The following is a 12,177-nucleotide window of genomic DNA, read 5'->3' on the forward strand; positions in this document are numbered from 1 at the left end:
GTGCGCGACCTGCGCCGCATGCGAACACTTGCCACCTCGCTGCTCGTGGTCATGCTGCTGTTGTTCCTGGCGACCTCGCTCGCCCAGCACCATTGGCCGTGGCTGGCCTATCCGCGCGCGTTCGCGGAAGCCGGGATGATCGGCGCCTGCGCCGACTGGTTCGCCGTCGTCGCCCTGTTCCGCCATCCGCTCGGCATTCCGATCCCGCACACCGCGATCGTGCCGCAGAGCAAGCAACGCATCGCGGTCGCGCTCGGCCGCTTCATCGCCAACAACTTCCTGTCGCCGCGCGTGTTCGGCGACCGCATCCGCGACGTCGACATCGCCGGATGGGCCGCGCAATGGATCGAGCAGCCGTCGCGCGCCCATAGCGCCGCACAACGCACCGTCTCGACGTTGCAGCAGGCGCTCCAGGCAACGCCGAGCGACGACGTCAATGCCTTCCTGACCCGGCGGACGCTGGACGGCATCGCCGCGGTTCAGATCGCCCCGCTCGCCTCGCGCCTGCTGGCGCTGCTGTGGGCCCATGGCGACGCGCAGGCGCTGGTCGAGCGGCTACTGACTTCGGCAAGCACCGCGCTCGCCGGCAACCGGGACACCATCCGCAACAAGATCTCGCAGCGTTCCTACCGGTTCATTCCGAAATGGGTCGACGGCATGATCGCCGACCGGATCATCAATGGCGTCGGCCAGACGCTGGAGGAGATGCGCGAGCCGAACCATCCATGGCGCATCGAGCTCAAGGCCGAGGTCGAGCGCCTGATCGACCGGCTCGCAACCGACCCCGAATTCCTCGCCCGCGGCGAGGAATTGAAGCGGCGGCTGCTCGACAATCCTGCCGTGATCCGGCAGATCGACGCGATGTGGCCCGCGATCGAGACCCGGCTCGCCTCGGCCGCGACATCGGCAATGCTCGCCGGCGCCATCGAGGCGTCGCTGGTCTCGGTCGCCGCCCGGATCCGCGACGACAGCGATCTGCGCGACCGCATCAACCGCTGGCTGCGCATCGCTGCGCTGCGTGCCGTCGCATCGCGACGCCAGGAGATCGCCGCCTTCATCCGCAAGGTGGTCGAGAACTGGGACACCGAGACGCTGATCATGCGGATCGAGTTGCAGGTCGGGCGCGACCTGCAATTCATCCGGATCAACGGCACCGTCGTCGGCGGACTGGTCGGTCTTTTGATCTTCTGCGTGTCGCAGTGGCTCTAGCCACTACTGACGTCATCAGGGAAAGCGGATTCGCAGAAGGGGCAACTGGGCGAGCCTGTCGAACAGGTTGGCCACCTGCCCTGCGGCGAGGCCGAGACAACCGAGGATGAAGCTTCGGCGGGTCAGGCCGACCTCGCGATCGACAAAGCTCAGCCGCTCAAGGCGGGGTTCGGGCAGAGTTTGCACACGCAAGGCAGGAAGCTGGGCCATGGCGTGTCAGTCGATGGAAATGCGGATTTCCGGCGCCGCCGTCATCTGCTCGATGGTGGCGTCGAACGAAAGGCAATCCGGATTTTCACCCGGCATCTGCCGCAGCGTCTCGACGAGTTGTTCCTGCTCCAGCAGGAACGCGCGTCCGTCGCGCAACCGCGCATAGGCCGCCCATGGCACGAATTTGGTGAACGGGAACGGAAACTCCGCGCGCGGCGACACATCGATATTCACGCCGGAAATGAACAGCACGTTCTTGGTCTGAAATGCCGGCTCGCGCAGGATGCTGCGGTAGGTGCGATCGAATTCCGCCTGGGTGACGTAGCGCGCCGCATCCAGCGCCGGATGCGGCGACGTCACCAGTGCCGGCATCACCGGGGCGAGCGCGGCTTCGAGGATGTCGTGACCTTCGGGCCCCTCGGCCGGCGCGCGGCGGAAGTGAAACAGATCGGGCGAGAGCGCGGCGCCGATCGGCGCCAGTGTCTCGGTGGCATCGCCCAGGCGCTCGCGCATCGCGGCGCCCGCGCGAAAGATCTTCGAGGTGCTGAGCACGCCGAGCGGCCGCAGCGGCGCTTCGACCAGGCGGTCGAGCTGCAGGAACAGGCCTTCGTTGCGGCTATCGTCGAGATACTGGTTGTCGATCTGCACGACGAGCTCACCGCCACGCCGGGCATACTGCACCTGCCGGCATGCCAGCGCGTATTCGTCCTGATACCAGTGCATGACGGCGCAGAGCTTGCCGCAGCAATCCCCGAACCCGCAGCCGTCGGTGCGATGGCGCTGATAGACGCCGAAGCGGCCGTCGTCCGCATCATAGCCGACATGGGTCGCCTGGATGATGACGAGGTCCTCGCCATGATGGGCATAGGGCCCGTGGCGATTGATCGCGACCTTGCCGCCGACCCGCCCATGGTCGAATGGAAAGGTTCCGAAATGCTGCACCAGCAGCATCACCGGATAGCCCTGGCTCTCATCCGAGCAGAATGCGCGCGACGGCATCATGCGCTCGCGCGCGAATCCGAGCGAACGGCAATAGTTATAGAGCCGCGGCACGAAATGGCTGTAGCGCATCGCATAGGGACCAACCCGGAAGCTTTCGATCATCCGCTGCCTGCCGTCCGATCCGGATCGTGCGCGCAAGGCGACAGTTCCGCCGCCACTACGCCGGAAACGGTAGATGCCCTTGTTGACGGTTATGTGAATGGGCCGGTCGGACTGGAGCGGGCGAAGGGAATCGAACCCTCGTATGCAGCTTGGGAAGCTGCCGTTCTACCATTGAACTACGCCCGCGATCTCAATCGCTTAGGTCGGTCTTGCCGGTGACCCGGCGCGACCATAGCGCGGGCCGAGGCCGGGGATCAAGCACGCATTGGCGAGGCCATGTTTGAGCATGATCTTTTCGGAAAACCGCTTCACACTTTTCCGGATCATGCACTAATGGCCGATCCGCATCAGCGCGTTGTTGACGGCAAAGGGCAAGGCGGCGGATGCGTCGCAGCTGCCGCTGCGTGCGTAGATGCAGGCATCGACGATGCCGACACGGGCGCAGCTGCGCCGTGAGAACTCCGCCGGCAAGCCGCCTGCCACCTCGGGGCGCGTCAGCACGCGGTTGAAGGCCGGGCTGGTCGCCTGCGCCACGGCCGGAAGCTGCCCCATCACGAAGGGATCGGCGAGACTGAGCACATAGAGCGGCGCTGCGCCGGCCAATCGCTGCTGGCCCGGAAGCAACTGGAAGCGGAGATTGTAGAGCGCGAGGCCGCAGCGCTCCGGATCGTTGCGCAGCTCGGATGCCAGTTGCGCGGCACCGACACCGCGCGTCCAGTAGTCGCGCATCGCTTCGCTGCTGCCCGCAAGCAGCACCGACAGCAACGCCCAGCCCCCGATGACGACAAGCAATGCAAATCGCCGCCAGGCGCGCCTTGCGCGGAGCGCCTGCACCCAATCGGCCGACCCGAGCGCCGCCACGATGATGAGCAGCACTACCGAGAGGAAGATGAAACGATCTTCCTTGTGGGCGATCAGGCTGTGAAAGGCGAGATTGACCAGCGCCACGGCGAGCAGCAGCGGCGCGTGGCGCCAGCCGTGCCAGATCGCGGCCAGCGGCAGCACGATCGCCGCCGACCACACGATCAGGAAATTGACGAGATAGGCGGTCGGCGGCGTCACGCCGAACTCGGCCGCGCGATCCTGCAGCAGGTTCTGCTCGATATTGCCGACCAGCCAGCCGAACGGCACGGCGCCATGCGCGAGATCGATCACCGCGGTGAGCAGCAGCGCGGTGAGCCCGCCGGCCATCAGTGGGACCAGGCCTCGCCAGTTTCTCCAGCACGCCCCGACGGCGAGCACGGCGATCGCCGGCGCATATTGAAAGCGGCAGACGAAGGCGAAGGCAAGCAGGGCGCCACCGAGGGCGAAGCGCCGCTGCGAGGGGCGGTCGGTCAGCAGCAGCGCCGCCGGCACGATCAGCGCCGTCGCGAGCGGCTCGCCCAAAGTATGCGGTGCAAGCAGATTCACCTCGAACCAGATCGCGGCGACGAACGCCGCGACGATGGCGTGGATGCGCGAGACCCGGGCGCCGAAAAACCAGGCGCTGACCACGATCGACAGCGACGCAAGCGCAGCGACCAGACGCGGCGCCACGAAGGCGCCCGCACCGCCGGGCGCGATCCAGTCGCCGAGCGCGACCGGGCCGGCCAGCAAGGTCGGCAGCAGCCAGCCGCGAATGCCCTCACGCCACTCCCACGTGATGATGCCGTCATGGCCGAGCATGCGCCACGCCGGCTCAAGGTACTGGAAGACCTCGTCGGGATAGATGATGTTGGGCCAGAAGGCGAGCGGCAGGCGGATCGCCAGCGCCAGCAGCAGGAGCAGCGCCAGCGGGTGAACGCGGCCAGCCGCAATCCCGACCGCGCCGGCTTTGCGAGGCGACGGACCGGCACTGGTTCGCGTCATTGTTCCGCCGACCGGATCGGCGAGCGCGGGGGCCTGGAGCAGCATGCTGCCGAACAGATAGCGCCCAAGCCTTTAGGATGGGTGACCGGTGCGCGTCCGGAACCGGCCCATCATGCTTAACGATCCGTCAAGATTCCGGATGCGCGCGATGGCGGGGATGTTATGATCCCGGCGGGGTTGGTGGTGTGATGGGGCGTGGCTACACCATTTTCGACACGGCAATCGGCCGATGCGGCATCGCATGGGGCGAGGCTGGCGTGGTCGGCGTTCAGCTCCCCGAAGCGCGCGAAATCGACACCCGCCGCCGGCTGTTCCAGTCCTACCCCGATGCACGCGAGATGCGGCCGCCCGACGAGGTCGAGGCGGCGATCGAGGGTATCGCCGCGACCTTGCGCGGCGGCCACAGCGAGCTTGCCGGTGTCACGCTCGACATCACCGGGATCCCCGCTTTCAACCAGCGCGTCTACCAGTTCGTCCGCAGCATTCCCCGCGGCGAAACCCGCACTTACGACGAAGTGGCGAGCGGCCCGCGCGCCACCGGCGCGGTGCTCTCGGTGGCGCAGGCGATCAGCCGCAATCCGTTCATGATCATCGTGCCCTGCCACCGCGTGCTGGAGGCGGGAGGCTATGCCGACCGGATCTCGCCGAACGGCGGCAGCATCTCGAAGCGGCGGCTATTGTCGATCGAGGGCGCGCGGATGACGGCAAGCAAGACCCTGTTCGACGTGCTGCTGCCCGTTGCGCCGCCCCGGCCGCAGGCCTAAATCTCCGGTATGAACCGCACCACGCTGTTGCAGCGCGATCTCGTCACCGTGAGCGAATTCCGCTGCACGGCGGTATCAGGCGACAAACCGTTTGCCGAGCAATTTGCGCAGCATTCGGTGTCCTATGTGCGCAAGGGCAGCTTTGGCTGCCGGTGCCGCGGACGCATCCACGAGCTGGTGGCGGGGTCGTTCCTGATCGGCCATCCCGGCGATGAATACACGTGCACCCATGACCACGTGGTCGGCGACGAATGCCTGTCATTCTTCCTCGCGCCGGAGCTGGTGGAGACCATCGGCGACCGCGCCGCGCTCTGGCAGGTCGGCTCGGTGCCGCCGCTGCCGGAACTGATGGTGCTCGGCGAGCTCGCGCAAACCGCCGTGGATGGCAACAGCGATGTCGGCCTCGACGAGGTCGGGCATCTCATCGCCAGCCGCTTCGTCGAGGTGGCGTCCGACCGCAAGGCAAAACCGTTGACCGCAAGCCTGCGCGATCGCCGCCGCGCGGTGGAGGCAGCACTGTGGATCGACGCCCATTCGCATAGCGCAATCGATCTCGACGATGCGGCCGAGCATGCCGGTCTCAGCACGTTCCATTTCCTGCGGCTGTTTTCCGCCGTGCTCGGCGTCACGCCGCATCAATATCTGGTGCGCTCGCGGCTGCGCCACGCGGCACGAAGGCTGGCCTGCGACGACAGCCCGGTCACCGAAATCGCCTATGACGTCGGCTTCGGCGACCTCTCCAATTTCGTGCGCAGCTTCCATCGCGCCGCCGGCGTCTCGCCGCTCAAGTTCCGCCAGTCCTCGCGCGGCGACCGCAAGATTTTCCAAGAACGTCTCGCGCTGCAATAGCTAGGGTCGCTCCGGGCTGCGCGTTATCAGACGCGCGCAAACAGCTTGGAGACCCACATGTACGATCATATCGGACTTCGCGTCGCGAACCTCGACGCCAGCGTGCGCTTCTACACCGCGGTGCTTGCACCGCTCGGCTTCGTGCTCTGCTCGCACGACGACAGCGGCGCCGGCTTCGGCCCGAAGGATGCGCCCGCGCTCTGGCTCTATCTGCACAAGGGCAAGGCTGCGGGCGATGCGCACATCGCGTTCAGCGCGCCGAACCACGACGCGATCAAGAAATTCCACGCAGAAGGCTTAAAGGCGGGCGGCAAGGACAATGGCGCCGCTGGCCACCGCAAGGATTACAGCCCGACCTATTACGCGGCGTTCCTGATCGACCCCGACGGCAACAATGTCGAGGCGGTGTGCAGCTAAACCACTGTCATTCGCGAGAAACGTAGGGTGGGCAAAGCGCAGCGTGCCCACCTTCCCGAGCCCTCTGCACCGATGGCGGGCACGTCGCTGCGCTCCTTTGCCTACCCTACGCGGTCGTTACACGCCTCGCCAACAAGGACTCACCTCATGGCTTCCATCACCAAGGACATCCCGATCGACGCGCCGGCCGATCACGTCTGGGACGCGTTGCGCGACTTCGGCGCGGTGCATACGCGGCTGGCGCCGGGTTTCGTCACCGACACGAAACTCGACGGCGATGCACGGATCGTCACCTTCGCCAACGGCACGGTGGCGCGCGAAACGCTGGTCGACTGCGATGACCGGCGACGGCGCCTGGTTTATGCGATCAGAAGCGAGCGGCTGCAGCAGCACTCGGCCTCCGCGCAGGTGTTTCCCGAGACCGACGGAAGCTGCCGCGTGCTGTGGATCACCGACGTGCTGCCGCACGAGGTCGCGCCCTATATCGACACGCAAATGGAGCTCGGCGCCGCGGCCATGCAGGCCGCGCTGGCGCAATCGGCCAGGGACAAGCACGCCGCATGAAACGCCGCCGCGCGGCGTGATCTTCCGCACAGAACACTACGCGGCCCGGCCCTAAGCCTCATCCCGTGCGCCTGAATCGCTGCCGCAATCGCGGCCCGGGCGCATGGGAGGGTTTGCCATGACGGGAGCCGACAAGGTGGTGTGCCAGGCGGCCACGCTGCTTCTGCTGTTTGCGCTGACATCGATGCCCGCAAGGGCGCAGTTCCTCAGCGGCGGAGGCGGCGGTCAGGACATGATGACGCAGATGGCGCCGATGCTGGAGATGATGAAGGCGAAGATGGGCAAGCGCCGCTTCGGCCAGATGATGCAGACCATGGGCCCGATGATGAGCCGCATGATGGAAGGCGGCGGTGGCGGCGGCAGTCTTGGTGGCGGTCTCGGTGGTCTTGGCGGCATGATGGGCGGCGGCGGAATGGGCGGAGGGATTCCCGGCCTCGGCGGCATTCCCGGCGGCCTCGGTGGCGGCAATGCCAGCGCGATCGGCGGTGGCGTACCCATCGGAGCCGATAGCGCATTTGGCGGTTTCGGCGGAGGCAGCGACATCATGGGCATGCTCGGCGGCGGTGGCGGCGGCGAGCTGATGGGCATGATCCCGCAATTGATGCGGATGGCGAATTTCGGCGGCGGCGGACGTCACGGCCGGCGGCACCGGCGGCGGTGATACCGACCGCCGCTCTCGCAAAATTCAAACCCACACCGTCACGCTGAGGAGCGAACGGGCGCCACATACTCCATTGTCGTCCCGGCGAAGGCCGGGACCCATACTCCGCAGCGGAGGTTGTGGGTGGGACTCGTCGTTTCACCGACGCGCAATAATTACCATCGGCGGTTATGGGTCCCGGCCTTCGCCGGGACGACGCTGAATGTTTGGGCGCCGTGGTGAATCGTACATTCACATGCCCTGAGGTGGCTGCTTCTTCAACGGCTCTCAAAAGGTCAACGGCCCCGCTCCGTCCACGAGTGTGTTGAAGCTTCTGGGCCGTGCATCCTTCGAGACGCGCTACGCGCTCCTCAGGATGACGGGCAAGACTATTCAAGACAGCGCCGGCTGCACCTTGGCGAGCGGTGCCGGCTTGCCCCAGCGGGTCAGGATCACGCTGAGGCAGGACAGCGTGCCGAGCACGCCCATCGAGGCGGCGGCGAGCGCGAAGAGGTTTTGCGCGGTCGCGTCGTGCGTCGTGAGCCACCAGCCACCGCCGCCGATGAAGATCAGCCGCGCAGTTTGCGCCAGCACGGGGCCCAGCACCTTGGCGGCACCTTGCGAGGAGAAATACATCGACATCGCCAATCCGATGAAGGCGTACATCGGCGCGGCAGTCGAGAGATATTGATGGCTGGTGCTCCGCACGTGCGGATCGTCGGTGAAGAGGTTGACCCAGAGATCGGGGAAGACGGCGATGAAAGAGCCGACCGCGCCGACCGAGAGGAATGCCACCGTGCCCGCGGTCCAGGCGATGCGCCTTGCGCGCGCGATACGGTCGGCGCCGACGGCCATGCCGATCATCGGCACCGAGGCAATGCCGAAGGCGAATGCGACGGACGTCAGCATGAATTCGAGCCGCGCGCCGATGCCGTAGCCGGCCAGCACCGCGGTGCCGAACTGCGCCAGCATGTGGGTGAAGATCGAGATCGTCAGCACCGATTGCAGCGGCGAGAAGCAGGAGACCGCGCCGACCCTGAGGATATCGATGAACATCGCCCACTGCACCCGCAATCCCCTGAGCTTGGGACGAACGCGGGCGCGGCCGGAGAACAGGTACCAGCCCATCACGCTGATGCTGATCGAATAGGCGATCAGCGAGCCCGCAGCGACGCCGCGCATGCCGAACTGCGGCACCGGGCCGAGGCCGAGCCCGAGCGTACCGCCCAATATGATCTGCCAGACCGCCGATGACAGGATCATGGTCGACGGCAGCTTCATGTTGCCGGTGCCGCGCAAAATGCCGGCCATGGTGTTCATGGTCCAGGGCAGGATCGCGCCGCCGAAGAAGATCTGCGAATAGGCGATCGCCTGCGCCAGCACATTGCCGCGACCGCCGAGCAGCGCCAGCAGGCGCGGCCCGAAGATCAGCATGCCCAGCATGAATGTGAAGCCGAAGGTCAGACCGATCAGCAGCGCGTGCGCGGCAAGCGTCGAGGCGCGCTCCACCTCACCGGCGCCGAGCGCACGCGCGATCGACGATGCGACGCCGCCGCCCATCGCACCGCCGGACATCGTCATGGTGAGGATCACGCAAGGAAACAGCAGCGCCATCGCCGCCAGCGATTCGACGCCGAGCCGGCCGATATAGGAAGTCTCCGCGATCACCACGCAGGTGCCGGCGGAGAGCGCGATCACGTTCGGCCAGGCGAGCCAGAGCAGCGTGCGCAGGATCGGCCCGTCGAGCAGCGCATTGCGCGCCGGCCTTGTCACTGCCGGCGGCAGCGGCCGTTCGTCTTCGTCGACAGGTATTTCGGCCAGGCCGAGATCGGACATTTCAACTCCCGCGCGCAGTCTTGGCGAGCCGCGCCACGGTGTTTCCCTACCATGGCCGCGCGCGATTCCACGTGCGCGGAACGCAAGGGGGTCCTGCGTGATTGCAGGCGAACCAGGAGCGCTAGCCGATCGACCAAACAAACGGCGCGGTGGCCGCTCCGCTCGGCTTCAGATGCACCGGAATATGCCGCCCGCAGCCGGCCGCGAGCCCCTCAAACAGGCCCGTCAGAACGCTGGCGCAGGCCGGATGATAATCGGGCACATCGGCCATCAGCTTCCAGCCCTGCTGGCGGATCTCGAACTGGCCCGAGGACTCGCTGATCTCAACGACGTCATCCTGCGACTCGAAGAGCCCGCGCAGGAACGCGGCAAATTCCGTGGCACGGCCACGACTGCCGCCGAGCGCCTGCGCCACCTCGTCGAAATACTGCATGCCAATCAGCTTGCCGGTGAGATGCAGCAGATAGCTCGCATCCTCGGGGCCGAACACCTGCACCATCACCGGTGCAGCCGTCTTCACATATTCCATCGCGTAGTTGCGATAGGCCTTTTCCAGCCGCGGCTTGGGCCAGCTTTCGACCGGCAGCGCAGGCGCAGTCTTCGGATCGAACAAGGGCGCTTCGAGGTGACGCGCGAACACCATGCGCTGGTCGAGCTCGAGTGGATGATCATATTCGCAGTAATAGCCTTCGAGCCCGTCCTGGCCGTCGACGCTCTGCTTGGTGCAGACGAAGCCGAGCCTGATATCGCCGAGCGCGACACCGTTGTTGGCGTGCCAGCCGCGCAGCATCGCGCGCGAAACCTCGCCCGGCACGCCGCAGATTGCGGTGCCTTTCCAGATCCAGCGCGGCGGCGGATAGCGGATCCAGGCCTTGCGGTCGGTCTCATGCATGTATTCGACATGCACGCCGCCGATCCAGTTGGAGAGATAGTGATACTGCGCGGCCGCGACCGCCGGCGGCAATCCGTCGAGGCCGAGCTTCTTCAAACCCGGCAGGAAGCGCTCCTGCTGCTGGCGGCGAAAGACACGGAAGACGAACTCGGCGGCGTCGGCGGTGCCGCGCCGCGTCACGACTGACAGGATCAGGCCGGTGAAGAAGGCATGGTAGAGATCGGCCACGCTGCGCCAGCGCCGCCATTGTGATTCTTGTGCGCTCTCGCCTGCGGTCATGTTTGCTCCGGGTGCGTTGTTTTGCCCGAATGTGTCATCGCCTGAGAGGCGGCGCAACCAAACACACATTCGGTGTCATCGCCCGACTTGATCGGGCGATCCAGTATTCCAGAGACTGCTGTTATCAATCGAGATGCCGCGGCGTACTGGATTCCCCGCTTTCGCGGGGAATGACAGCGGAGAGAGTATCGCTACACCCGAAAATGCTTCGACAGCTTCAAACCCTGCGCCTGGTAGTTCGAGCCGATGCGCTGGCCGTAGAGCGCGTCGGGTCGCTCCAGCATGCGCTCGTAGACCAGGCGGCCGACGATCTGGCCGTGCTCGAGGATGAACGGCACCTCGCGCGAACGCACTTCCAGCACGGCGCGCGCGCCCTTGCCGCCGGCGCCGGCATAGCCGAAGCCGGGATCGAAGAACCCGGCATAGTGGACGCGGAATTCGCCGACCAGCGGATCGAACGGCACCATCTCGGCGGCGAAATCCGGCGGCACCTGCACCGCTTCCTTCGACGCGAGGATATAGAACTCGCCGGGATCGAGGATCAGACTGCCGTCGGGGCGCGCCTTGATCGGCTCCCAGAAATCGTCGACGGCGTAGCCGCCGCGACGGTCGATATCGACCACGCCGGTGTGCCGCTTGGCGCGGTAGCCGACGAAGCCGCCCGAACTCTCGCCGGAAAGATCGACCGAGAGCGCCACGCCGTGCGCGAGATCGGCATCGTCGATATCGACCAGGCGCTCGGCGGCATGCAGCGCGTCGAGCTCATCGGCGGAGAGCACCGCGTCACCGATCCGGAAGCGCACCTGGCTGAGCCGCGAGCCCTCGCGCAACAACACCGGAAACGTCTTCGGGCTGATCTCGGCATAGAGCGGGCCGTGATAGCCGGCGCCGATCATGTCGAAGCGGCGGGTGCCGTCGGCGATCACGCGCGTGAACACGTCGAGCCGGCCGGTCGAGCTCTTGGGATTGGCCGCCGCGACGATCTCCGGCGGCAGCGCCAGGCTCTCCAGCAGCGGCACGATGTAGACGCAATTGGTTTCCAGCACCGCGCCGTCGGAGAGATCGATCTCGTGCAGCTTCAACTGATCGATCCGCTCGGCGACGGTGGCGTCAGGCCCGGGCAGAAAGCTCGCCCGCACCCGGTAGGCGATGTCGCCGAGCCGCAAATCGAGGCTGGCCGGCTGGATCTGGCTCTCGACGAAATCATAGGCGGGCAGGATGAGGCCGGCCTCCGCCATCTCCGCGATCATGCGGTCGGGCAGGATTCCGTTGGATTCATCTTCCAGCTCAAACGACACGACGGGTCCCTCGGGATGGCCCGGATCAACGTCCGAAACCGCCATCCAGCCCCCAAATATAGGCTTTTACGGGTTATCCGATGACCGCCTTGACGGAAAGGGCGCGAGGGAATATCAGCACCACTTATCCCGTGGTGATTTGAGCCGGCCGGCTTGCAGCCACGTTAAATAAGTCGCTAAACAGGCCGGGGACAGTGTGATCCCGGCCTGTGGAGAATGTCTCCAGGCCGGTTTTTTTGTGGCCGTTTTCCCGAGGAAGACGGTCGC

Annotated in this window: 12 protein-coding genes, 1 tRNA gene and 1 riboswitch; of the genes, 6 read left to right on the top strand and 7 right to left on the bottom strand. The window is 66.1% G+C overall.

Going from position 1 to position 12,177, the window contains the following annotated elements:
- The first annotated feature begins 18 nt into the window (after nucleotides 1–18).
- Nucleotides 19–1,209 (top strand): DUF445 domain-containing protein, encoded by a 1,191-nt coding sequence (locus IC762_RS33795; RefSeq protein WP_195786394.1) that lies wholly within the window; start codon nucleotides 19–21, stop codon nucleotides 1,207–1,209.
- A gap of 15 nt (nucleotides 1,210–1,224) precedes the next feature.
- Here IC762_RS33795 and IC762_RS33800 read toward each other — a convergent pair whose 3' ends face one another.
- The 4 genes from IC762_RS33800 to IC762_RS33815 form a co-directional block, all read right to left on the bottom strand.
- Nucleotides 1,225–1,419 carry a hypothetical protein gene (locus IC762_RS33800; protein WP_195786395.1) on the bottom strand — a complete coding sequence of 65 codons (195 nt, stop codon included), beginning with the start codon at nucleotides 1,417–1,419 and terminating at the stop codon, nucleotides 1,225–1,227.
- Nucleotides 1,420–1,425: 6 nt separating this feature from the next.
- Nucleotides 1,426–2,523 carry a hypothetical protein gene (locus IC762_RS33805; protein ID WP_195786396.1) on the bottom strand — a complete coding sequence of 366 codons (1,098 nt, stop codon included), beginning with the start codon at nucleotides 2,521–2,523 and terminating at the stop codon, nucleotides 1,426–1,428.
- Nucleotides 2,524–2,635: 112 nt separating this feature from the next.
- Nucleotides 2,636–2,709, bottom strand: a tRNA-Gly gene (locus IC762_RS33810).
- Between the two features lie 144 nt (nucleotides 2,710–2,853).
- Nucleotides 2,854–4,416: a 4-amino-4-deoxy-L-arabinose transferase gene (locus IC762_RS33815; RefSeq protein WP_246801359.1), complete on the bottom strand. Its 1,563-nt coding sequence runs from the start codon at nucleotides 4,414–4,416 to the stop codon at nucleotides 2,854–2,856.
- Nucleotides 4,417–4,559: 143 nt separating this feature from the next.
- Between IC762_RS33815 and IC762_RS33820 the strand changes: the two genes are divergently transcribed.
- The 5 genes from IC762_RS33820 (at nucleotide 4,560) to IC762_RS33840 (ending at nucleotide 7,626) form a co-directional block, all read left to right on the top strand.
- A complete protein-coding gene (locus IC762_RS33820) occupies nucleotides 4,560–5,135 on the top strand; it encodes a methylated-DNA--[protein]-cysteine S-methyltransferase (RefSeq protein ID WP_195786397.1) in 576 nt (191 codons plus the stop codon).
- A 9-nt stretch (nucleotides 5,136–5,144) separates the two neighbouring features.
- Nucleotides 5,145–5,984 carry a helix-turn-helix transcriptional regulator gene (locus IC762_RS33825; protein WP_195786398.1) on the top strand — a complete coding sequence of 280 codons (840 nt, stop codon included), beginning with the start codon at nucleotides 5,145–5,147 and terminating at the stop codon, nucleotides 5,982–5,984.
- Nucleotides 5,985–6,041: 57 nt separating this feature from the next.
- Nucleotides 6,042–6,401, top strand: coding sequence for a VOC family protein (locus IC762_RS33830; protein WP_195786399.1), 360 nt, complete (start codon nucleotides 6,042–6,044; stop codon nucleotides 6,399–6,401).
- A 147-nt stretch (nucleotides 6,402–6,548) separates the two neighbouring features.
- Nucleotides 6,549–6,965 (top strand): SRPBCC family protein, encoded by a 417-nt coding sequence (locus tag IC762_RS33835; RefSeq protein WP_195786400.1) that lies wholly within the window; start codon nucleotides 6,549–6,551, stop codon nucleotides 6,963–6,965.
- Nucleotides 6,966–7,083: 118 nt separating this feature from the next.
- Nucleotides 7,084–7,626 carry a hypothetical protein gene (locus IC762_RS33840; protein WP_195786401.1) on the top strand — a complete coding sequence of 181 codons (543 nt, stop codon included), beginning with the start codon at nucleotides 7,084–7,086 and terminating at the stop codon, nucleotides 7,624–7,626.
- A 372-nt stretch (nucleotides 7,627–7,998) separates the two neighbouring features.
- Here IC762_RS33840 and IC762_RS33845 read toward each other — a convergent pair whose 3' ends face one another.
- The 3 genes from IC762_RS33845 to IC762_RS33855 form a co-directional block, all read right to left on the bottom strand.
- The gene (locus tag IC762_RS33845) at nucleotides 7,999–9,441 is read right to left on the bottom strand and encodes an MATE family efflux transporter (protein WP_195786402.1); all 1,443 of its coding nucleotides are present in this window, start codon (nucleotides 9,439–9,441) and stop codon (nucleotides 7,999–8,001) included.
- A gap of 121 nt (nucleotides 9,442–9,562) precedes the next feature.
- On the bottom strand, nucleotides 9,563–10,612 hold the full coding sequence (locus IC762_RS33850; protein ID WP_195786403.1) for a hypothetical protein: 1,050 nt from the start codon (nucleotides 10,610–10,612) through the stop codon (nucleotides 9,563–9,565).
- Between the two features lie 191 nt (nucleotides 10,613–10,803).
- Nucleotides 10,804–11,862: a 2'-deoxycytidine 5'-triphosphate deaminase gene (locus IC762_RS33855; protein ID WP_433995931.1), complete on the bottom strand. Its 1,059-nt coding sequence runs from the start codon at nucleotides 11,860–11,862 to the stop codon at nucleotides 10,804–10,806.
- A gap of 169 nt (nucleotides 11,863–12,031) precedes the next feature.
- Nucleotides 12,032–12,111: riboswitch (SAM riboswitch) on the top strand.
- Nucleotides 12,112–12,177: the final 66 nt, after the last annotated feature.

Source organism: Bradyrhizobium genosp. L (assembly GCF_015624485.1).
Taxonomy (GTDB): domain Bacteria; phylum Pseudomonadota; class Alphaproteobacteria; order Rhizobiales; family Xanthobacteraceae; genus Bradyrhizobium.

Bases quoted from the DNA above. Each gene is read 5' to 3' on its own strand.
- IC762_RS33795 (WP_195786394.1), top strand. From the start codon at position 19: ATGCGAACACTTGCCACCTCGCTGCTCGTGGTCATGCTGCTGTTGTTC.
- IC762_RS33800 (WP_195786395.1), bottom strand. From the start codon at position 1,419: ATGGCCCAGCTTCCTGCCTTGCGTGTGCAAACTCTGCCCGAACCCCGC.
- IC762_RS33805 (WP_195786396.1), bottom strand. From the start codon at position 2,523: ATGATCGAAAGCTTCCGGGTTGGTCCCTATGCGATGCGCTACAGCCAT.
- IC762_RS33815 (WP_246801359.1), bottom strand. From the start codon at position 4,416: ATGCTGCTCCAGGCCCCCGCGCTCGCCGATCCGGTCGGCGGAACAATG.
- IC762_RS33820 (WP_195786397.1), top strand. From the start codon at position 4,560: ATGGGGCGTGGCTACACCATTTTCGACACGGCAATCGGCCGATGCGGC.
- IC762_RS33825 (WP_195786398.1), top strand. From the start codon at position 5,145: ATGAACCGCACCACGCTGTTGCAGCGCGATCTCGTCACCGTGAGCGAA.
- IC762_RS33830 (WP_195786399.1), top strand. From the start codon at position 6,042: ATGTACGATCATATCGGACTTCGCGTCGCGAACCTCGACGCCAGCGTG.
- IC762_RS33835 (WP_195786400.1), top strand. From the start codon at position 6,549: ATGGCTTCCATCACCAAGGACATCCCGATCGACGCGCCGGCCGATCAC.
- IC762_RS33840 (WP_195786401.1), top strand. From the start codon at position 7,084: ATGACGGGAGCCGACAAGGTGGTGTGCCAGGCGGCCACGCTGCTTCTG.
- IC762_RS33845 (WP_195786402.1), bottom strand. From the start codon at position 9,441: ATGTCCGATCTCGGCCTGGCCGAAATACCTGTCGACGAAGACGAACGG.
- IC762_RS33850 (WP_195786403.1), bottom strand. From the start codon at position 10,612: ATGACCGCAGGCGAGAGCGCACAAGAATCACAATGGCGGCGCTGGCGC.
- IC762_RS33855 (WP_433995931.1), bottom strand. From the start codon at position 11,862: ATGATCGCGGAGATGGCGGAGGCCGGCCTCATCCTGCCCGCCTATGAT.